Genomic DNA, 20,717 nt, shown 5'->3' with positions numbered 1-20,717 from the left:
CCACGGCGGACGCGTCGCTTATTGTAATTGAACCAACTGCCCGATGACCGAATCCATATACCCTTCCGTCATGCCGCCCACCTTCACCTCGCGCACGACGCCGGCGGAGTCGACGAAGAACGTCGTCGGGTACGAACGAACGCCGTATCGGTCGCGAACGTCAAGCTCCGGATCGAGCAAAATCGGGTAGGTGACGCCGAAGCGGTCGACGAACTGCTCGACCCGGACGACGGGCTTCTCCCCTAAGTTGACGCCCAGAATGACGACGCCTTGTTCGGCGTACTTTTCGTGCATGCGCTGCAGTGCCGGCGTCTCCTCGACGCACGGCGGACAGAACGTGCCCCAAAAATTAATGACGATCGGCTTGCCCTTGAATTCGTCCGTCCCGATCGTGCCGCCCTCGAGCGACGCGAGCGCGAACGGCGCGAGACGGTCCCCGACCTCCGGGGGGCGCTCCTCGCCGCCGAACGCGCTCGTCGCCACCGTATAGCCGACGACGAGCAGCACGAACGCAAAAATCGACAACTGTATGCTTCTTCTATGTTTTCCCATCGAGAATCACCCTACACTCCATTATAACGAAAGAAAAGGAGACGCGATCAGTCTCCTTTTTGAACATTATGTGTCTCCTTCAGCCCTGCTTTCTCCGCCAGCTCCCGCAGCTCGGCGATCTCGGCTTTCGTGAGATGCCGGTACTTCCCGCGCTGCAAGCCGCCGAGAAACACGGAGCCGAACCGGATGCGGCGCAGCCGGACGATCGGCGTTCGGATCGCCTCGAACATGCGGCGCACCTGACGGTTGCGTCCTTCGGTAATCGTAATTTGCACGATCGCCTCTTTGCTGTCGGGATCGGCGTCCGCGTATTCGACCTCGGCCGGCGCGGTCATTCCGTCGTCGAGCCGGATGCCCCGGCGCAGCTTGTCCAACGCGTCGCCGTGCGGCACGCCTTTCGTATGCACGAGGTATGTCTTCGGGACGTGAAACCTCGGGTGCATAAGCAAATTCGCGAACTCCCCGTCGTTGGTCATAAGAATCAAGCCCTCGGTATCGTAATCGAGCCGGCCGACCGGGTAGACGCGCTCCTTGATGCCGTGCATGTAGTCCATGACCGTCTGCCTTCCGCCCGGATCCTTCGCGCTGGAGATCACGCCCTTGGGCTTATGAAACGCCAAATATATTTTTTGCTGCAACGCGATCCGTTTCCCGTCCGCGACGATTTCGTCGCTCGTCGGATCGACCTTCGCTCCAAGCTCCGTCACGACCTTGCCGTTGACGGATACGCGGCCCGCGGCGATGATTTCTTCGCATTTGCGCCGCGAGGCGACGCCCGCCGCGGCCAGCACCTTCTGCAATCGTTCCATAGGATTGGTCTTCACCTCAAGCTAATGATACCCATCCGGTATGGAAAGCACAAGTTTCGCCCACGGGAACCTCGCGCCGGGGCAGCCGTCTTGGTGCGGGAACAGCGCGTTCGACGCGATGCCCAGCGTCTCCGACAAGCGCGCGATCAGCTTCGCCGCCACGAACAGCTGCTCTTGCGCGTCGGGATCGTTCGAGCCGTCGAACGCCGCGAAGTCGCCTTCGATGCAAACATGGATTCGGCCGCCCGGTTCCGTCGGTTCGGCCCCGGGAATGACGAAGCCGGCGCGGGTGACGAAGAAGTCGTAGCCCTTGCCGTTGATCGACGAGCATTGGGATTGATGGATGACGAAGCCGGTCGCCTTCATCGCGGATCACGCCTCTCCTAGGGAGTCGAATGGTATCAGCGTATGCTCACGGCAGGACCGAGGTGACCGGCGGATCGAGGGGTTATGCGAAGACGACATAGCAGACGGCGACCGCGGCGAAGAAGCCGACAAGGTCGGAAACGAGGCCTACCTTCAGCGCGTAGCCCGCTTTCCGGATGCCGACGGCGCCGAAATAGACGGTTAACACATACAGCGTCGTATCCGTGCTGCCCTGCACGGTGGCGGCGATCTGAGCGACGAACGAGTCCGGACCGAACGTCTTCATGAGGTCGGTCGTATACGCCAAGGAGCCCGCTCCCGTAATCGGCCGCAGCAGCGCCAGCGGCAGCACGTCCGCCGGCACGCCGAGCTTTGCGAACAGCGGCGCGACGGCGCCGACGAGCATGTCCATCGCGCCCGAGGCGCGAAAGATGGAGATCGCCGCCATCATGCCGACGAGATGCGGAATGATTCGGATCGCCGTATCGAACCCCTCTTTGGCGCCTTCGGTGAACGATTCGTAGACGGGAACCTTGCGATAAGCCGCATAGAGCGGAATGAACGCGACCAAGAGGGGAATCGCCCAAGCGGATACGGCGGTCAATATCGACGACATGCGTTCGATCCCCTTTCGCTTTGGAATGTCTAGGTGTCGGAAGGCGGCGCGGACGGCGCCGAAGCCGGCGGCCTCGGCGTTCGCAGCTGGTACCATTTATCCAGCAAGATCGCCGCCGCCAGCGCGACGGCCGTCGCGGCGAGCGTCGGACCGACGATATCGGTCGGCGTCTTCGAGCCGAAATTCATCTTGATCGCGATCATCGTCGTCGGAATGAGCGTAATGCTCGCAGTATTGATAGCGAGCAGCGTGCACATCGCGGCCGTCGCCCGTTCCTTCTCCGGATTCAGCTTTTGCAGCTCCTGCATCGCTTTGATGCCGGCCGGCGTCGCCGCGTTGCCGAGCCCGAGGATGTTCGCGCTCATATTCGACAAGATGTAGCCGAACGCCGGATGGTCGCGCGGCACCGAGGGGAACAGAAACCGGACGAACGGGCTGAGAAGCCGGGCAAGCTTTTGCAGCAGCCCCGCGTCCTCGGCGATGCGCATCATGCCGAGCCAAAACACCATGACGCTGATCAGCCCGAAGCAGACGGCGACGCCGGTCTTCGCGCCTTCGAACGCGGCTTCGGTCACCGCTTCGACCCGCCCGTTGATCGCCGCGACTGCGAAGCCGGCGACGATGAAGAACAACCAAATCCAATTGACCATGACGTCAGCCTTCTTTCGATTCGCCCGTGAACAAGACGCGAAGCATCGATCGGAAAATGTCCCCGAAGCCGGCCGCTTGCCGCTCCTCGTATTTCGTAAACCGGAACGTCGTTTGCTCCTGCACCTTAAATCGCGTGCTGCCGTCCTCGTACAGCGGCAGCGAGGCGATTCGCTGCCCTTTCAGATACAACTCCAGCTTGCCGCGCTCGCCGAGCCGGTACCCCGTCGTCGTCTCGTCCTCGAGCACGACCCGCTTCCGAAGCTCGGCGGCCTCCCCTTCGGCGAGCGGATATTCGAAGGAGCGGGCGACGACGAGATTCGGTCCTTCCACCCGTTCGCCGCTGCGGACGATCTGCGTCGACGGATAATATTGGAAGGCGTAATCGAGCAACCGCTTATGGTCGTTCCAGTCGTCGCCGTCGTTGAGCGTCACGACTGCGAACTGCTGGCCGCCTCGAGTCGCCGAGGAGATGAGCGTTCGGCGCGCCAGCGTCGTGTAGCCGGTTTTTACGCCGTCGGCTCCCTCGTACATGCTGAGCATCTTGTTTTTGTTCGTCCAGCGGTAATCCCATTCCTCGTTCGGGTTCGGCGCCTTCTTCACCTTCGTCTTGACGATTTCTTGGAACGTCGGATTCCGAAGCGCGTACGCGGACAATACCGCCATATCGTTCGCCGACGAATAGTGCCCTTCTTCGTCGAGACCGTGCGGATTTTTGAAGCTCGAATTTTTCATGCCGAGCTCCCGGGCCTTCTCGTTCATAAGAAACACGAAGCCTTCCAGCGAGCCGCCGACGTGCTCGGCGATCGCCGTCGCCGCGTCGTTGCCCGACCGCAGCATCAGCCCGTAAAGCATGTTGTGGAGCGTCATTTCTTCGCCCAGATGGAGATAAATCGAAGAGCCTTCTTTCCCGTACGCGCCGGGACCGACCTTGACGATCTCGGTCAATTCGGCGTTCTCGATCGCGACGATCGCGGTCATGACTTTCGTCAGCGATGCGATGCGCATCCGCTCGTCGCCGTTTTCTTGAAAGACGATTCGGCCGGACTTGACGTCGATGACCGAGGAGGCGGCCGCATGCGACGAGATCGGCGGCGGGACCGCCCGGGCCGGCGCCGGCGCGAACGAGGCGAGACCGACCGCGGCGGCGGCGATCCCGGCGAACAGAGCTTTGAATCCGAATGCTGGCTTCATCGTAACCTCCCGGGGTGGGTATGATTGCGCGGTTTCTCCGTGCGACATGTAGTACATGTATATGCTTATCCACCCCGGATATGCGCGGCGAGACGCGAAAGAGGCGCCCCGCGGACAGGCCGGGTCGGCCCGTCCGGGGACGCCCCGGATCGACTTTCGCTGAACTTCGTTCACCGCTTCAAGAAATTTTGGGTGTAATAAGGAACGCTGTCGGCGGCGAACGCGACGCCGACGCCGAGACGGTTGAAGTCGCCGAGCAAATTGGTCCGATGGCCCGTCGAATTCATCCAGCCTTCATGCGCGAAGATCGCGCTCGTTTGACCGTAGGCGATGTTTTCGCCGGCGCCGCGGTAGGCGACGCCGCCGCGCTCGAGCCGATCGCCCAGCCCTTCCCCGAGCAGATTCGTGTGGTCGAAGAAGCCGCTCGCCGCCATGTCGGCGCTATGGCCCAGGGCGACCTTCGCCGCGCCGTCGTCCCACGCCAGCGCAGACAATCCCCGGCGAGCCCGCGCGCTGTTCGCGAGATCGAGCGAGATGCGTTCGAAGCCGTCCGCGAGGGCGGACGACCCTTCGCCGTAAAAACCGAGGAGCGATTGCTCGGTCTGTTTCTCGATCGCCTGGACGGCGCTGACGCGCCTTCCTTCGTGAATGTCGTAAAACACGGTGACGTACGCGTCTCCGGCATCGTATACGTCGTACTCGCCGTCGGCGTCGATGCGGTAGCGCACGTTTCCTTTTTGAATGTACGTCAACGGTTCGCCCAGCTCCGCGCCTGCGCGGACGTTCGAGCCGTTCCCGTACAGCGCCCGAACTTTCCCGCCCGACACGCCGACCATCGCGAACCGCTCGTAATCGGCATTGTACACGTACCATACGAAGCCGTATTCGCTGCGCTCCTTCCGGTTCGGCTCTCCCAGGACGGAACGCAGCGTCGATTCCGCGTCCCCCACCGCGATCCCGGATACGGACGCGGCCGGTTCGACCGAAGCGGCGGGCGGCCGGTCCGCCGGTCCGATGCGCCGGCCGGAGGCGGCGACGTTGCGGACGAATTGCACCGCCTCCGCCCGCGTCAGCGTCTCCCGCTCGCCGAAGTCGACGCGCCCGTCCGCCGTCCGGCGCCCTTGCGCCAGCCCGCGGTCGAGCAGCTCCCGCACCGCGTCCTCGACGTCCAGCTGTTTGCCGAGCGACGCCGCGACGATTTGCGCGACCTTGCCGCGCCGCGCCGCCGTATTCGCCTCCGCAGCCGCAAGCGGCCACATCCACGTCTGCGCTTGCTCATAATAGGCCGTATGCCAATAAGGCCCCGTTTCTTCCGGGGTCTCGCCCGGGAACGCTCGAAACAGCATAGCGGCGAACTGCGCCTCCGTTACGGCGTCGTCCGGCCGAAATTCGCCGTTCGGATAGCCGCGCGCGACGCCGGCTTCGACGCCCCAGTCGATCGTCTCGGCCGCCCAATGCCCCGACGCGTCGGCGAACGCCGTCGCCGCCCCCGTCGGCGGCGACGGCGGAGCGCCGAACGCGAGCGCGAGGACCAACCCCGCGACTGCCAGCGTGTTTCTGCTTTTCAAATTCGTTTCCCCCTTCGCTGCGCCCTTTGCCCTCAGTATAAAGGGAATAAAGCGTCGCGTGAACCGTCCGAAGGGACATGCCAAAAGTTACATTTCGGGCAAGACGAAGGCCGCCCCTTCGTCATGGCGCATGACGTCGAGGCGGCCTCCGCCGTTCTTTTTCGAATTTACTTGTTGATCGAACTGCTCGGAATCGGCTCCATCGGCGACGCCGTCGTCACATCGTTGAACTCGCTGAAGGTGACGTTCGTCGTCTTGTCTCCGCCGAACATGCCCGTAATTTTGTCCGCGAGCGTCGGCACTTGATCCAGGATCCGCTCCACCAAGCGGGTCGAATGATCGAGCGGCACCACCTTCACGCCGTGCGTGCCGACGACGAGGAACGCAATCGGCGTAATCGATACGCCGCCGCCGCTGCCGCCGCCGAACGGAAAGCCGACGGCCGCCGTATGTTTCGACTCGAACGGCGTCACCGCGCGATCCGTAACCGCCTCATGTTTATCGTCTTCATGCTCGACGGTGAATTCGCTGCCGCCGGCCGCGAAGCCGAAGCCGACTTTGCTGATCGGCAAAATCAACGTACCGTCGGGCGTCGTCACCGGATCCCCGACGATCGTGTTGACGTCGACCATTTGCTTTAAGTTTTCCATGGCCGTACGCATTAACCCTTGAATCGGATGTTCGCTCATTGCTACGGTAGCCTCCCTATCGTCTGTACTGTCCATTCTTCCGGTAATGTCCCCGCCGCGCGGGAAAACTATGCGGACATTATGCAGGACGATTATCCGGGGCGCGGCCGAAGAGGATGCGGAACCAGACGATCCAGCCGCCGCGGCGCCGGAAGATGCGGACGAGGAGCATCGTGCCGATCAGCAGGATGCGGAAGACGCGGATGCGCGTGCGCACGAGCACGTCCGTGCGGAACGTCGGCTTGTTGAACACCGGCGTCACCTGCATCGCGGGGCGCCGCTCGAGCGCCACCCAACGCGAGGCGAAGCCGAGCGCGGCGCTCTTCAGCCCCCAGACGACGCCGCCCGTCACGCCCGTCTCCGCGGCGTCGCCCAGCCCGAACCGCGTCTCCCATCGCAGCTCCTCGACGTGGACGTGCTGCAGCGTGCCGGCGAAAAATTGCTTGTAATTTTTCATATGCACGACGAGCTTGCGCACGCGGCGGATAAAGCGCTCGATTTCCTCCCGGGCGAAGTCGAGCTCCGGCAACGCGTCGCTGCTCTCCTGCTGCGCTACCTTCAAGCGAATGCCGCTGAGCCACGGCTTAAGTTCGACCGTCGGCACCTTGTAGCGAAGCTTGACGAGCCCGAACAACGCCTTCAAGGAGGCGTCGATTTCGTCGTTTTCCCCTTCGCGATAATATTTCACCAGCACCCGCACGTTCGAGAGCAATACGGCCGCGAGCAGGACGATCGCGGCCGCCGCGATTGCGACCCACCACCACATAAAAAAACCTCCGTTCCCAATACATTACGCCTTAGTATCCGGTCGGAGGGCGCGATTTCATGCGTCCGTATGTTCGTTGGATGATTCCGGCAAATCGTCGATCGTAAGCTGCTTGCTCTTATCTTTCTCCTCGAGCTTCTGGAACAGCATCCGGGTTTCGGCCTCCAGATCGATTTCCCCCGCCATCTGCTCGGCATCGGGCAAGTCCTTCAGATGGGATAAGCCGAAATATTGCAGAAATTGCTTCGTCGTCTCGTACAGGATCGGCCGGCCGACCGCTTCCGCGCGCCCCGCTTCTTGGATCAGTTCTTTGGCGACCAGCGTATGGAGGGCGCGGTCCGACTTGACGCCCCGGATTTCGTCGATCTCGATGCGGGTGATCGGCTGCCGATAGGCGACGATCGCCAGCGTCTCCAGCGCGGCTTGCGACAACGAGCCGCGGGTCGGCGCTTGCGCGAGCTTCGCGAAATAAGGCGCATGCTCCGGATTCGTCGTCAGCTGATAGGAGCCGGCGATCTTCGCGATGCGAAACCCTCGATTCTCCTTCACGTAAGTCGTGCGCATCTCTTCGATGAGCTCCTCCGCCACGCGCCAATCGAGGTCGAGCACGTCCGCGATTTCCCGCACGTCGAGGCCTTCGTCGCCGGAAGCGAACAGCAGCCCTTCAATGATCGATTTCCATTCGTTCCAATTCTTCTTCGTCATCGATGTTCGCCCCTTCCTTCGCCTGGATGACGATGTCCTCGAATCGCCCGTGCTGGTAACACGTAATTTTTTTCATCTTCATCAGCTCGAGCAATGCGAGGAACGACACGACGAGCTCGTCCCGCGTCGACGACTCGTCGAACAGGCGGGAGAACAGAAGGCGCCCGCCTTCCATGCGCAAATATCGCAGCACGTCGCGGATTCGGTCCTTGATCGACACTTCGTCCCGGCGAATCTTCGCCACGACGTTCCGATTCGCGACACGGCGCAGCGCCTTCTGGAACGCGAGCAGTAGATCGAAGGTTTCGAGCCCTTCGACCGGATTGCGGGGCTCCTCCACCGCATACGGGGACAAGTCGACAGGCTCGCGGGAATACACGAGGCTTTGCTCCAGCTCCTTGTCGCGAAGATGCTCCGCGATGGATTTATATTTTCGATATTCAATCAGCTTGTGAACGAGCTCTTCGAGCGTATCCTCCGCGTTCTCCTCGTAATCGAGGTCGAGGTCGATGACCGGAGGCTTCGGAAGCAGCATCTTGCTCTTGATCGACAACAGCGTCGCGGCCATCACGAGAAACTCGCTGGCGACCTCGAGCTCCAGCTCCTCCATCAGCGATACGTACTCCATGTATTGATCGGTAATTTCGCTGATCGGGATATTCGTAATGTCCACTTCGGCTTTGTCGATCAAGTGGAGCAGCAAATCCAGCGGTCCTTCGAACGAAGGCAGCTTGTAGGTTACGCTCATCGGGCATCCGTTCCGTTGCTAAAATTTTTGATGCAGACGCAGCGCTCCGGCTCGGCGGAACGAGTTATTTTTGAAACTGAGCGACGAGGTTGGCCATCTCGATCGCGGTCGCCGCGGCTTCCCAGCCTTTGTTGCCGGCTTTCGTGCCTGCGCGCTCCACCGCTTGCTCGATCGAATCCGTCGTCAAGACGCCGAAAATCGTCGGTACGCCCGTCTTGAGCGAGATCGCCGCCACGCCCTTCGACACCTCGCTGCAGACGTAGTCGAAGTGCGGCGTCGAGCCCCGAATGACCGCGCCGAGCGTAATGACCGCGTCGAAGCGGCCGCTCTCGGCCATCTTCTGAGCGATGAGCGGAATTTCGAACGCGCCGGGCACCCAGGCGACGCTGACCTCGTCGTCGGCGGCGCCGTGGCGCTTGAGCGCGTCGAGCGCGCCGCCGAGCAGCTTCGAGGAGATGAATTCGTTAAAGCGGCCGACGACGATGCCGTACGTCTTGCCTTGCGTAATTAAGTTGCCTTCGAATACTTGAACCATGAGTGGATTCCTCCTTAAGTGTTGGTCGTGCCCGCGGCCGGTTCGGCCTGTTCTTCGAAACGCAGCATATGTCCGAGCTTCTCTTGCTTCGTGTGCAAGTATCGGCTGTTATCTTCGTTCTCCGCCATCTGAAGCGGCACGCGCTCCGCGATGGACAACCCGTAGCCTTCGAGGCCCGCGATCTTGCGCGGATTGTTCGTCAGCAGGCGAATCGAGCGTACGCCGAGGTCCTTCAAAATTTGCGCCCCGATGCCGTATTCCCGCAAATCCGGGGCGAACCCCAGTTTTATATTCGCGTCGACGGTGTCGAATCCCTGCTCTTGCAGCTTATAGGCCTTCAATTTATTTATGAGCCCGATGCCGCGGCCTTCCTGCCGCATATACAGCAGCACGCCCGAGCCGTTCGCGTCGATCGCCTGCAGCGCGGCGGCGAGCTGCGGCCCGCAATCGCACCGATGCGAATGGAAGACGTCGCCCGTCAGGCACTCCGAATGCACCCGTACGAGCGCGGGCTTCTCCGGGTCGATCTCGCCCTTCACGAAAGCGACGTGTTCTTTGCCGTCGACCTCGTTCGTATACGCCACCGCCTTGAACGTGCCGAAGTCGGTCGGCATGTTGACCTCCACCTCGCGGCGCACGAGCTTTTCCTTCTCGTTCCGATATTGAATCAAATCTTTGATCGTAATGAATTTCAGCCCGAACTGATCGGCGATGAGGCGAAGATCCGGCACGCGCGCCATCTCCCCGTCTTCCTTGATCACCTCGCAGATGACCGCCGCGGGATAGCTGCCGCACATGCGGGCGAGATCGACCGCCGCTTCCGTGTGTCCGGCCCGGCGAAGCACGCCGCCCTTCTTCGCGACGAGCGGAAACATATGCCCGGGGCGGCGGAAGTCGCCCGGCTTCGTGCGCGGATCGATCAACGCCTTGACGGTTTGCGCGCGTTCCGCCGCCGAGATGCCGGTCGTCGTCGCGACGTGGTCCACCGAGACGGTGAACGCGGTGCCGTGGTAATCGGTATTGCGCTGGACCATCTGCGGCAGATCGAGCTCGAGCGCGCGCTCCTCGGTAATCGGAACGCAGACGAGGCCGCGCCCCTCCTTGATCATGAAATTGATCACGTCCGGCGTCGCCTTCTCGGCGAGCGCGATGAAGTCGCCCTCGTTTTCCCGATTTTCGTCGTCCACGACGATGATCGGCTTGCCGAGAATTAAGTCGTATATCGCATCTTCGATGCCGTCGAAACCATCTCTTCTCTCCATGCGTCGCTCCTCCTCCGAATCGTATCTTTCTATAAAAACCCGTGTTCTTTGAAAAAGTTTTCCGTCAGCCCGCCGGTCCCGCCGCCGCGTCCGCTCGCCGGCGCCAGTGCGCCCTTCGCGCTCCACCCCAGCAGGTGTTCGACGTATTTGCCGACGATGTCGGTCTCGAGATTGACGGCGTCGCCCGGCCGCTTCGCCTGGAGCACCGTTCGTTCCAGCGTGTGCGGGATGATCGACACGCGGAACGCGCGATCCGATGCGTCCACGACGGTCAGCGAGATGCCGTCGACGGCGATCGAGCCCTTCGGAATAATGTATCGGAAGAGGGACGGATCCACCGGCTCGATCGTAAAATACACCGCATTGTCGACCGCTTCCCGGCCGCGCACGACGCCCGTGCCGTCGACGTGTCCTTGTACGATATGTCCGCCGAAGCGCGCGGTCGCGAGCATCGCGCGCTCCAAATTCACTTTGTCGCCGGGCGCGAGCTTGCTTAAGGTCGTGCGCCGGAACGTCTCGGGCATGACGTCCATGTCGACCGTATCGCCTTCGAAGCGAACCGCCGTCAAACAAACGCCGTTCACCGCGATGCTGTCCCCGAGGGCGGCGCCTTCGAGCACCCGCTTCGCTCGCACCGTCAGGACGAGCGCTTCGCCCTGACGCGTCACGCGGGCCAGCGTGCCGACCTCCTCGATCAGTCCCGTAAACATCGGGCGCTCACCTCGTTTCCTTAGGAGTAGGATAGACGGGATCCCCTATAAATAACACGTCCCCGTCGAACGTGCGCGTCTCGACGTCTCGAAGCGCGATCGCGTCCGCCATGCGCGCCGAGGCTCGAAACTCGAAGCCGGACGGCCCGCCGGCGCCGACGATCTTCGGCGCGACGAACGCGTACACCTTGTCGACGAGCCCCGCTTCGAGCAGCGCGCCGCTCACCGTCCCGCCGCCCTCGACGAGCACCGAGCCGATGCCGCGGTCGCGCAGCGTCCGAAGGGCGAACGCAAGATCGACGCGGGGGCCTTCCCCGCAGGTCAAAACGACGGCGCCCCGCGCCTCGAGCGCGGCCTTCGCCGCCTCGGGCGCCGCGGCCGTCGCGAGCACGATCGCGCACGGCTCGCCGTCGTCGCGGGGCCGTAGCGCCGCGGCCGCCGGCGGCGTGCGAAGGCGGGAGTCGACGATAATGCGCGTCGGCTGCCGTTTCGGCGCCGCGTCGCCGCGCGCGGTCAGCGCCGGGTCGTCCGCCAGCACCGTGCCGACCCCGACCAGAATCGCCTGATGCCGTTCGCGAAGCTCGTGCACGAACGCGCGCGACGCGCCGTTCGTAATCCACTTGCTGTCGCCGGTCGGCGTCGCGATGCGGCCGTCGAGCGTCATCGCCGTCTTGACCGCGACATAAGGCCGTCCGGTCGCGATCGAGCGGAAGAACGGCGCGTGCAACCGCCGCGCCTCCGCTTCGAGCACGCCGTCCGTGACGTCGACGCCGCGCTCGCGCAGCTTCGCGACGCCGCCGCCCGCGACGAGCGGGTTCGGATCGAGCGTCGCCACGACGACCCGCTTCACCTTCTCCCGGAGGAGCCGGTCGGCGCACGGCGGCGTTCGCCCGTGATGGCTGCACGGCTCCAGCGTCACGTACGCCGTGGCGCCCTCCGCCGCGGCGCCCGCCATGTCGAGCGCATGCACCTCGGCATGCGCCTCGCCCTGCTTCAAATGCGCGCCCATTCCGACGATGCGTCCGCCGTTCACGACGACGCAGCCGACCGCCGGATTCGTGCCGGTCTGCCCGAGCGCCGCTTCGCCGAGCGTCAGGGCGAGCCTCATGTAATCTTCGTCTTGGATTTGGATCCGCTCCCCTCTGGACCCGGGGCGACGAAAGAAGGGCGCCCCAACGTAGGGGCGCCCGGTTTTGGTCAACGCAAAGCAACGGGCGGTACATGTGAAATTTCGCACATGGATACCCCGTTCGTATTGCGTCTCCTTCTCCCATCCAGACTGTTACTGTCGGTCTCGGAATTGCACCGAGTCCACCGCCGCGGGCAAAACGACGTCGCCGTCCTTGCTCGCGTCGGGTCACGGACTGAGCGTCTGCGAAGACGCATCACCGCCGGTCGGGAATTGCACCCGGCCCCGAAGGATTGTTTGTATTTGTGCCGATGATATCACCTACCTTGCGATTTTGCAAGGTTTTACATAGCGAGATGCGAGAGAAGCCGCCGGCGGTCGTCGCGACGACCGCCGAGCGGCTTCTCCGTTGCTCCCGCGATCGGCGCGGTTTACTCGCTTACGCTTCCACCACGCGGATCGATTCCATTTTGTCTTGGCCTTTGAACGCGTCGACATGCTCCATGCCTTCCGTCACCTTGCCGAACACCGTGTGCACGCCGTCGAGATGCGGCTGAGGCTTGTACACGATGAAAAACTGGCTTCCGCCCGTGTTCGGCCCGGCATGCGCCATCGACAGCGAGCCGCGCTCATGCTTGTTCGGGTTGATTTCGCACTTGATCGTATACCCGGGACCGCCTGTGCCGTTGCCGCGCGGGCAGCCGCCCTGAGCGACGAAGCCCGGAATGACGCGGTGGAACGATAAGCCGTCGTAGAAGCCTTCGTTGGCCAGCTTCTCGAAATTCGCGACCGTATTCGGCGCGTCCTTCTCGAACAATTCGATCTTTACTTCATGGCCGTCGGCCATCTTAATCAGCGCTTGCTTGGACATATGTTGGAACACTCCCTGCTTCAGATTCTTTCCGTATTGTACCCGAACGAGCCCGCCGGGACAAATTTACGCGCGATCGGCCTTACCGGCCGTTCACCGCGGGCTGCTTGCGGAGCCGTTCCGGCACGACGTCGTTGGATACGAGATCCTCGTACGTCTCGCGCCGAACGACGAGCTCGGCGACGCCGTCTTTCACGAAGACGACCGCCGGCCGGCGAAGCCGGTTATAGTTGCTCGCCATCGAATAATTGTAGGCGCCGGTGCAGAACACCGCGAGCGTATCGCCCGCGTTCACCTTCGGCAGATTGATATCCCAGATGAGCATATCCCCGCTCTCGCAGCACTTGCCCGCGACCGACACGGTCTCCTCCGCCTCGTCGTTCGCCCGGTTCGCGAGCACTGCCTCATAGACGGCGCCGTACAACGCCGGCCGCGGATTGTCCGTCATGCCGCCGTTGACGGCGACGTATTTGCGCACGCCGGGGATGTCCTTCACCGAGCCGACCGTGTACAGCGTCGTGCCGGCGTCGCCGATAATGCTGCGGCCGGGCTCGACCCAGATGCTCGGCAGCGGCAGGTCGTGGGCGCCGAAACGCTCCTTGACCGCGTTCGTGATCGCCGCGACGTAATCGGCGATCGGCAGCGGCCGGTCGCCCTCGACGTAGCGAATGCCGAAGCCGCCGCCCAAGTTGACGACCGGGAACGAGACGCCGAGCTCGCGCTTCACGCGCGCGGCGAAATCCGCCACCTTCTCCGCGGCGATCCGGAATCCGTCCACCTCGAAAATTTGCGAGCCGATATGCGAATGCACGCCGAGCAGCTCGAGGTGAGGCGCCGCGAGCGCCGCCTTCACCGCCTCGAACGCCGCGTCCCCCGCGAGGTTGAAGCCGAACTTGGAATCCTCTTGCCCCGTGGAAATAAACTCGTGCGTGTGCGCCTCGACGCCCGGCGTAATGCGAAGCAGCGCCTTCGCGCGAATGCCGCGCTCGCCCGCCATCGCGTTCAAAAGCCCGATCTCCGTAAAGTTATCCGCCACGAAGCAGCCGATGCCCGCGTCGAGTCCCATCGCGATCTCTTCAGGCGTCTTGTTGTTTCCGTGGAAATGAATCTTCTTCGCGGGAAAGCCCGCTTCGAGCGCCGTGTACAGCTCACCGTCGGAAACGACGTCCAGCGACAATCCTTCCTCCTCGACGACGCGTACCATCGCCTTCACGCAGAACGCCTTGCTCGCGTAAGACACCTCGAACGGCACGCCGGAGGCGCGGAACGCCTCCATAAACGCGCGGCACCGTTCCCGGACGAGCGCCTCGTCCACGACATATAAGGGCGTCCCGAAACGTTCGGCGAGCTCGGCGGTGTCGACGCCGCCGATTTCCAAACGACCGTGACGATTGATCTTCGTCGTACCGTGCAGATGCATGCTTCTATCCCCTATCCCTTCTCGGTTGTCGATCCTCTCTGACTGACATTATCACAAATCCGAGGGGAAAAACAGAAGCGTGCGTCATTTTTTGCCCGTACGCTTGCGCGTCCGATCCTGCGGCTTCGTGAACGTCATCCGGTATTTCTGCGTCGGGAACGGTCGGCGGAGCAGAATGTCCAGCATCGCCCCAGCGTTGAACGGAATGAACGGCCACATGTACGGCGTGTTATGCGAGCGCTGCGTAATCAGCATCAGCATAATCAGCGCCGTTCCTGCGGCGAAGCCCGGAATGCCGAACACCGCGACCGCGATCAGCAGCACAATCCGCACGAGCCGGTTCGCTAACGCCAGCTCGTAGCTCGGCGTCGCGAACATGCCGATCGCCGCGACGGCCATATACAAGATGACCTCGTTGACGAACAAGCCCGCCTTGATCGCGATGTCGCCGACGAGGATGGCCGCGATGAGGCCCATCGCGGAGGCGAGCGGCGTCGGCGTATGAATCGCCGCGAGCCGCATCATGTCTACGCCGACCTCGACGAGCAGAAATTGCGCCAGAATCGGGATGCGCCCGGTCTCCTGCGGCCCGACGAAGGCGAATTCCATCGGCCGGAGCTCGGGCTTTAAGACGAACAAAAACCAAAGCGGCAACAGGAATATCGATGCGAAGACGCCGAAATAACGCACCCACCGCAAATACGTGCCGACGAGGGGCGTCTGCCGATATTCCTCCGCATGCTGCACATGATGGAAAAACGTCGCCGGCAAAATGATAACGCTCGGGCTCGTATCGACGAACACGCAAATATGTCCTTCTAGCAGATGGTAGGCGGCCACGTCCGGGCGCTCCGTATACCGGACGATCGGGAACGGATTCCACCCTTTGTCGAGAATCGCTTCCTCCAGCTCCTTGTCCGCCATCGCCAGCCCGTCGATGTCGAGCGCCCCGATCTTCGCTTTGACCGACTTGACCAGATCGACGTCCGCGATGTCTTGGATATACGCGACGCACACCGCCGTCTTCGTGCGGCGTCCGACTTCCTGCAGCTCCAGCTTGAGGCGAGGATCCTTCAGGCGCCGCCGCAGCAGCGTCACGTTCGTAAGGAGCGTCTCGATAAAGCCGTCCCTCGCGCCGCGCACGACCTTCTCGACCGACGGTTCGTCGGTGCCCCGCTGCGGCAGCGACTTGACGTCCATGACGATCGCCGTCGACTCGCCCTCGATGAATAGGGCATTGCCGCCGTTCAGCACCTTGCCGATCACTTCGGTCATCGTCTTCGCCTCGTCCACCTGGACGTGGGCGACGAATTCCTGGAACAGCCGCTTGGCCGCGTTCGCGCTGAGCTCGTGCTCCGGCAGCATCGACAGCCGGGACATGATCATCGTCAGCACTTCGTCTTTGGCGAAGCCGTTCAAATAGTACAGCGCCGTCTTCTTCCCGCCGTAGGTCATCTCGCGGGAAATCGCGTCGAAGCTGGCGAAGAACCCCGCACGTTCCTCCATGACCCGCTTCACGTCGGAGAGCTTTGTCGGAATATCGTCCGTGTACAGGTACTCCTTTTCCTCCTCCGTGTACATGTACAGGTCCGACTCCAGCGGCTTCTTCTTCGGCGGAATCCCTTCCCGAATGCGCTCTTCGAGATCGGGCTCCGCCTCCGTCTCGTCGGTCGCCCGCCGCGCCTCCGTCGGCGTTCCGCGTTCGCCGCCGCGTTGGCCGAACTCGTCCGTCGGCTCGAACGCAGCGTCGTATTCCCCCTCAGGGACGAAAACAATGCTCCGTTCCGCTCCTCCGCCCCGTTCGAACTGTTCTCGATCGCTCATTGGCGTCGTCCCTCCTCGGTTCTCCTGAGATGTCGAGCATTTCCCGTTACTGTACCCGAAAGCGAAGCCATTCAAACAACGAGCCTAGCACCTTGCCGAGCACCATGGCGGCGAGCAGCCAGCGCAGCCGCGTCTCCATGCGCAACCGCCGCGCCAAAATCGGAAAGACGTTCAGCACCTCGGTCAGCGCCGCGGCGACCGTGCCGACGAAGCCGCCGACCAGCAGCCCGACGACGATCAAGAGCCCGCCGGGGACGCCGAGGGAAAGCCCGAAGAAATCGGCGCACGTCCAGAACACCGCCCCCATCACGACGGCCAGCTCCAGCTCCGGTCCCCGGGACGTCGACCCCGAAATTTGCGCCAGCCTCGGAATGACGTCGAGCACGACGAGGAACGCGACGAGCCCGCTGCCCACGGCTACGCCGCTCGCGAGGCCGAGGAACGCCTCGGCGACGTACGCGAACGCTTCCGTCATCGTTTCCGCCCCTTCCTGACGCCGCCCGCGCCGTCCCGCTTCCCGTCCTCGGGCGGCCGCTCCGACCGTCGGGCCGCGTCCAGCTTCCGGTACTCCTCCGTGACGACGTACTGGTGCACGCTCTCCTCGTACTTAAACATCTCGACGTCGAGCGGGCTCGGCTCTTCGTTGATTTTTTTCTTGAACACATGATTGAAAAAGATGACCATCCCGAGCCCGATGCCGAACGAATACGGAATTTGCAGCAAATACGGATGATCGACCGTCTCGCCGGTAAGCAAATAAACGATCCGGCGATGCACGGCCGGCATCGACACGTCCTCGTGAAAGTTCATGATGGCCAGGCCCGATCCGAAAAACAGCAGCAGCCATACGATCGCGAAGCCGATCCAGTTCGCCGGACGCCGCTCGTTCGAGACGACCTCCACCAACGCATGCGGGTCTCCGATCGCCTCGACCTCCGCTTCGGGCGCGACCGTCCGGATCGCCGCGATGACGCGCAGCATGTCGATCAGCACCAGATTTCCGTCGCCGCGGTCCGGGCGATGCAGCACGAGCTCCAGCAAAACCGGCTCGAGCTCCGGCTCCGTCAGCAGCTGCGCCACGTCCTTCATCCGGATCGCGTTCCCTCGCGGCAGCCGGACGCGCCGCCGGAGCCGCACATACACGATGGGCTTCATCTTTTTCCCTCCCCGCTTGGTTCCCGTCAATCGTTCCCATCAATCGTTCCCATCAATCGTTCCCATAGTATGGTTGGGCTTCCCGACGAACATGCGCGGCGGTATGGCCGTAAACAAAAACCAGACCGCCCTATTGGGCGATCTGGTCTTTAATGCTTTGCAATATTTTTTTCTCGAGCCGGGACACCTGCACCTGCGAGATGCCCAAGCGCGAAGCGACCTCGGATTGCGTCTGGTCCCGGTAATACCGCAAATACACGATGAGACGCTCGCGCTCGGACAGCGCGTTGATCGCTTCCCCGAGCGCCAATTTATCGAACCACCGCTCCTGCGACTCGTCGGCGATCTGATCCATCAGCGTGATCGGATCGCCGTCGTTTTCGAACACGGTTTCGTGTATGGAGGATGGCGGCTTATTGGCTTCCTGCGCGAATACGATTTCCTCCGGCGTGACGCCGAGCTCCTCCGCCACTTCGCTGATCGTCGGCAGCCGGCCGAGCCGCTTCGACAATTCGTCCTTCGTCTTTCGAACTTTGTTCGCCATCTCCTTGAGCGAACGGCTGACCTTGACGGTGCCGTCGTCCCGGAGGAACCGTTGAATTTCTCCGATGATCATCGGCACGGCATAGGTCGAAAATTTCACGTCGTAGGAGAGATCGAATTTGTCGATCGACTTGAGCAGCCCGATACACCCGATCTGAAACAGGTCCTCCGGCTCGTAGCCTCGGTTGAGGAAGCGCTGCACCACCGACCAGACGAGTCGGATGTTGCAGTTCACGAGCGTATCCCGGGCGGTCGTCTCGCCGGCTTGGCTAAGCGCGATCAGTCGTTTGACTTCAGCGTCGTCGAGGTAGCTGTGTGAGGCGTTCTTTACATCGACATCCATAGCCCAACTCCTAGTTATACATCACTTTTTTCGACTCGATGCGCTTCATCATCTCGACCCGCGTGCCTTTGCCGGGTTCGGTGACGACATCCACCCGATCCATGAAATTTTCCATTATCGTAAAGCCCATGCCCGAACGCTCCAGCTCCGGCTTCGACGTATACAGCGGCGTACGCGCCAGCTCGAGATCGTCGATGCCCCCGCCTTGATCCTCCACGGTGAGGTACAGCATATCGCCCTCGATGCGTCCGCGGATCGACACGACCCCGTTCGGATCCTCGTTGTACCCGTGGATAATCGCGTTCGTCACCGCCTCGGAGACGACCGTCTTAATGTCCGTCAACTCCTCCATGGTCGGGTCGAGCTGACTGACGAAGGCGGCTACCGCCACGCGCGCGAACGATTCGTTCACGGACCGGCTTGCGAATTGCAAATTCATGAAATTCGTCTCGCTCATGATACGACCCCCAGACTCGAGAGCGCTTCTCGCTCGCTTTGTTCGATCGTCACGATCTTAAACAAGCCCGACATCTCGAACAGCCGGTAAACCGGCGGCGAGACGTCGCATACGACCATGCGTCCGCCGCGGCTCGTAATCAGTTTATATCGGCCGAGAATGACGCCGATGCCGGAACTATCCATGAAGGTCAAATCTTTTAAACTTAAAATCAGATGCGTCACGTTCCCCCGTACGATCGCGTCCTCCATCTGGGTGCGTACCGAATCTGCCGCGTGATGGTCCAATTCGCCGACGAGCCGGACGATTAACGCTTGCCGATGCTGCTCCATATGAATGCCGAAGCTCATGCTGTTCCTCTCCTTCCTGGTCTTGTCCGTTCCAATTCTACGGAAGGAACTTCCTTTCCTGCTTGGCGACAAAACTAGAAGCAAAGCGACATTTTCCACTCTATTTCGCAGGCTCGGCGCGGATTAATAGGTTCGCAGGAAGGCGGAAAACGCGAGCGCTTGCCCGTCTCCGCCGGGGCGGAGGAGGACAAGCGGACTCGCTTACTTACCGCGCGTCGTTACTTGATGAGGAACAGCTTGGAGGCGGTGCGCTTTAGCATCGTCCACCAGCTCGCCTCGTCGACGTCGACGGGAGACTCGATCGCGTATTCCTTCAGGAGAGCGTCTCCTTTGTACACCTCGATCTTGCCGATCGGCTGGCCGATGGCGATCGGCGCCTTCAGGTTCTCGTCGTATTTCAATTCGAAACGGATATCGTCGGTCTTCTCGCCTTTCCGAAGCAGGACGCTGTACTGATGGTCGGCCTTCAGCTCGATGTCTTCCAGCTGGCCCTTCTCCACCTTGATTTTTCCGATGAAGTCGCCGTCCTTGATCAGCGTGTGATTCGTATATTGCGCGAACGCATAATCGAACAGAGCGGACACCTCGGCGTTGCGCGTCTTCGTATTCGGTTCGCCGAGCACGACCGCGATGAGGCGGAAGCCGTCCCGCATCGCCGTCGCCGACAAGCAAAACTTCGCTTCGCTCGTGTATCCGGTTTTCAGGCCGTCCGCGCCGGAATAAAACCGCACCAGCTTGTTCGTATTGACGAGCCAGAACGGGTTTTCCGAATCTTTGCGCAGATAATCTTGGTACACGCTCGTATAGTTCGTAATTTCTTGGTGCTTCATCAGCTCGCGCGACATGATCGCGATATCCTCTGCCGTCGTGTAATGATTTTCCGCCGGCAAGCCGTTCACGTTCACGAAGTTCGTATTGTTCATGCCGAGCTCTTTCGCGCGTTCGTTCATCATCTGCACGAACGCTTGCTCGCTTCCCGCGAGCTTCTCGGCCATCGCGACGGACGCGTCGTTGCCGGACGCCATCGCGATTCCCTTAAGCATGTCGTTCACCGACATCTGCTCGCCGACTTCGAGGAAAATTTGCGACCCGCCCATGGAAGCCGCGTACTCGCTCGTCGTCACTTGATCCTCGAGCTTGATTTTGCCTTCGTCGAGGGCTTCCATAATGAGCAGCATCGTCATAATCTTGGTGATGGACGCCGGCGGGAGCTTCTCCGCCTTGTTCTTCTCGAAGATGACGGTGCCGGTGTCCGCGTCCATCAGGATCGCGGAGCGCGCGTTAGGCGCTAGGTCGACGACGGGCGCTTCCGCGGCCGCCGTCGCGTCGTCCGCGCCGATCGACGCGAACGCGGCGCTCGTCCCGCAGCTGAATGCGATTAGGGCGGCAAGGATGGTCATGGCAAGTCGTAAGCTCTTTCTTGTAGTCAACGTCTACCCCTCCTAGAAATTGCGAAC

24 protein-coding genes and 1 riboswitch are annotated in these 20,717 nt (G+C 61.9%); all 24 genes read right to left on the bottom strand.

Annotation, left to right across the window (positions count from 1 at the left end; all coding sequences use genetic code 11):
- Window positions 1-18: 18 nt before the first annotated feature.
- The 24 genes from VEZ38_RS02990 to VEZ38_RS02875 all read right to left on the bottom strand — a co-directional run bounded on the left by VEZ38_RS02990 (window position 19) and on the right by VEZ38_RS02875 (window position 20,660).
- A complete protein-coding gene (locus tag VEZ38_RS02990) occupies window positions 19-552 on the bottom strand; it encodes a redoxin domain-containing protein (RefSeq protein WP_324891803.1) in 534 nt (177 codons plus the stop codon).
- Between the two features lie 47 nt (window positions 553-599).
- Window positions 600-1,361 (bottom strand): pseudouridine synthase, encoded by a 762-nt coding sequence (locus tag VEZ38_RS02985; protein WP_324891801.1) that lies wholly within the window; start codon window positions 1,359-1,361, stop codon window positions 600-602.
- Between the two features lie 21 nt (window positions 1,362-1,382).
- The gene (locus tag VEZ38_RS02980; RefSeq protein WP_324891799.1) at window positions 1,383-1,727 is read right to left on the bottom strand and encodes a hypothetical protein; all 345 of its coding nucleotides are present in this window, start codon (window positions 1,725-1,727) and stop codon (window positions 1,383-1,385) included.
- 82 nt (window positions 1,728-1,809) lie between these two features.
- A complete protein-coding gene (locus tag VEZ38_RS02975) occupies window positions 1,810-2,343 on the bottom strand; it encodes a spore maturation protein (protein ID WP_324891797.1) in 534 nt (177 codons plus the stop codon).
- A gap of 29 nt (window positions 2,344-2,372) precedes the next feature.
- Window positions 2,373-2,993, bottom strand: a complete 621-nt coding sequence (locus tag VEZ38_RS02970; protein WP_324891795.1) for a nucleoside recognition domain-containing protein — start codon at window positions 2,991-2,993, stop codon at window positions 2,373-2,375.
- A 4-nt stretch (window positions 2,994-2,997) separates the two neighbouring features.
- Window positions 2,998-4,185 (bottom strand): D-alanyl-D-alanine carboxypeptidase family protein, encoded by a 1,188-nt coding sequence (locus VEZ38_RS02965; protein WP_324891793.1) that lies wholly within the window; start codon window positions 4,183-4,185, stop codon window positions 2,998-3,000.
- A 170-nt stretch (window positions 4,186-4,355) separates the two neighbouring features.
- Window positions 4,356-5,753: a CAP-associated domain-containing protein gene (locus VEZ38_RS02960; protein ID WP_324891791.1), complete on the bottom strand. Its 1,398-nt coding sequence runs from the start codon at window positions 5,751-5,753 to the stop codon at window positions 4,356-4,358.
- A gap of 167 nt (window positions 5,754-5,920) precedes the next feature.
- Window positions 5,921-6,442 (bottom strand): GerW family sporulation protein, encoded by a 522-nt coding sequence (gene ytfJ, locus VEZ38_RS02955; RefSeq protein WP_324891789.1) that lies wholly within the window; start codon window positions 6,440-6,442, stop codon window positions 5,921-5,923.
- 79 nt (window positions 6,443-6,521) lie between these two features.
- Complete coding sequence (locus VEZ38_RS02950) at window positions 6,522-7,208, bottom strand: DUF2953 domain-containing protein (RefSeq protein ID WP_324891787.1); 687 nt, start codon at window positions 7,206-7,208, stop codon at window positions 6,522-6,524.
- A gap of 57 nt (window positions 7,209-7,265) precedes the next feature.
- On the bottom strand, window positions 7,266-7,913 hold the full coding sequence (gene scpB / locus VEZ38_RS02945; RefSeq protein ID WP_324891785.1) for an SMC-Scp complex subunit ScpB: 648 nt from the start codon (window positions 7,911-7,913) through the stop codon (window positions 7,266-7,268).
- Window positions 7,873-8,661: a segregation/condensation protein A gene (locus VEZ38_RS02940; RefSeq protein ID WP_324891783.1), complete on the bottom strand. Its 789-nt coding sequence runs from the start codon at window positions 8,659-8,661 to the stop codon at window positions 7,873-7,875. The genes scpB and VEZ38_RS02940 overlap by 41 nt, the downstream gene beginning before the upstream one ends.
- 64 nt (window positions 8,662-8,725) lie before the next feature.
- The gene (gene ribE / locus VEZ38_RS02935) at window positions 8,726-9,196 is read right to left on the bottom strand and encodes a 6,7-dimethyl-8-ribityllumazine synthase (RefSeq protein WP_324891780.1); all 471 of its coding nucleotides are present in this window, start codon (window positions 9,194-9,196) and stop codon (window positions 8,726-8,728) included.
- 14 nt (window positions 9,197-9,210) lie between these two features.
- Window positions 9,211-10,458, bottom strand: coding sequence for a bifunctional 3,4-dihydroxy-2-butanone-4-phosphate synthase/GTP cyclohydrolase II (locus VEZ38_RS02930; protein WP_324891778.1), 1,248 nt, complete (start codon window positions 10,456-10,458; stop codon window positions 9,211-9,213).
- A 29-nt stretch (window positions 10,459-10,487) separates the two neighbouring features.
- On the bottom strand, window positions 10,488-11,168 hold the full coding sequence (ribE, locus tag VEZ38_RS02925) for a riboflavin synthase (RefSeq protein ID WP_324891776.1): 681 nt from the start codon (window positions 11,166-11,168) through the stop codon (window positions 10,488-10,490).
- Window positions 11,169-11,175: 7 nt separating this feature from the next.
- On the bottom strand, window positions 11,176-12,300 hold the full coding sequence (gene ribD / locus VEZ38_RS02920) for a bifunctional diaminohydroxyphosphoribosylaminopyrimidine deaminase/5-amino-6-(5-phosphoribosylamino)uracil reductase RibD (RefSeq protein WP_414694647.1): 1,125 nt from the start codon (window positions 12,298-12,300) through the stop codon (window positions 11,176-11,178).
- Window positions 12,301-12,426: 126 nt separating this feature from the next.
- Window positions 12,427-12,594: riboswitch (FMN riboswitch) on the bottom strand.
- A 142-nt stretch (window positions 12,595-12,736) separates the two neighbouring features.
- Complete coding sequence (locus tag VEZ38_RS02915; RefSeq protein ID WP_324891774.1) at window positions 12,737-13,168, bottom strand: peptidylprolyl isomerase; 432 nt, start codon at window positions 13,166-13,168, stop codon at window positions 12,737-12,739.
- Window positions 13,169-13,250: 82 nt separating this feature from the next.
- On the bottom strand, window positions 13,251-14,588 hold the full coding sequence (gene lysA / locus VEZ38_RS02910; RefSeq protein ID WP_324891772.1) for a diaminopimelate decarboxylase: 1,338 nt from the start codon (window positions 14,586-14,588) through the stop codon (window positions 13,251-13,253).
- Window positions 14,589-14,672: 84 nt separating this feature from the next.
- Complete coding sequence (locus VEZ38_RS02905; RefSeq protein ID WP_324891770.1) at window positions 14,673-16,412, bottom strand: spore germination protein; 1,740 nt, start codon at window positions 16,410-16,412, stop codon at window positions 14,673-14,675.
- 46 nt (window positions 16,413-16,458) lie between these two features.
- Window positions 16,459-16,887: a stage V sporulation protein AB gene (locus VEZ38_RS02900; protein ID WP_324891768.1), complete on the bottom strand. Its 429-nt coding sequence runs from the start codon at window positions 16,885-16,887 to the stop codon at window positions 16,459-16,461.
- Window positions 16,884-17,567, bottom strand: a complete 684-nt coding sequence (locus VEZ38_RS02895; protein ID WP_324891766.1) for a stage V sporulation protein AA — start codon at window positions 17,565-17,567, stop codon at window positions 16,884-16,886. The genes VEZ38_RS02900 and VEZ38_RS02895 overlap by 4 nt, the downstream gene beginning before the upstream one ends.
- Window positions 17,568-17,697: 130 nt before the next feature.
- Window positions 17,698-18,453 (bottom strand): RNA polymerase sporulation sigma factor SigF, encoded by a 756-nt coding sequence (sigF, locus tag VEZ38_RS02890; RefSeq protein ID WP_324891764.1) that lies wholly within the window; start codon window positions 18,451-18,453, stop codon window positions 17,698-17,700.
- Window positions 18,454-18,463: 10 nt separating this feature from the next.
- Entirely contained in the window at window positions 18,464-18,910 is a 447-nt protein-coding gene (spoIIAB, locus tag VEZ38_RS02885; protein ID WP_324891762.1) for an anti-sigma F factor, read from the bottom strand.
- Window positions 18,907-19,260: an anti-sigma F factor antagonist gene (gene spoIIAA / locus VEZ38_RS02880; RefSeq protein ID WP_324891761.1), complete on the bottom strand. Its 354-nt coding sequence runs from the start codon at window positions 19,258-19,260 to the stop codon at window positions 18,907-18,909. Before spoIIAA ends, spoIIAB begins: the two co-directional genes overlap by 4 nt.
- 218 nt (window positions 19,261-19,478) lie before the next feature.
- A complete protein-coding gene (locus tag VEZ38_RS02875) occupies window positions 19,479-20,660 on the bottom strand; it encodes a D-alanyl-D-alanine carboxypeptidase family protein (protein ID WP_324891857.1) in 1,182 nt (393 codons plus the stop codon).
- Window positions 20,661-20,717: the final 57 nt, after the last annotated feature.

It is taken from the genome of Paenibacillus sp. (assembly GCF_035645235.1).
Lineage (GTDB): Bacteria > Bacillota > Bacilli > Paenibacillales > YIM-B00363 > Paenibacillus_AE.
Note: the sequence above shows the minus strand (reverse complement) of the source record. Positions and strands in the feature narration are given on the sequence as shown.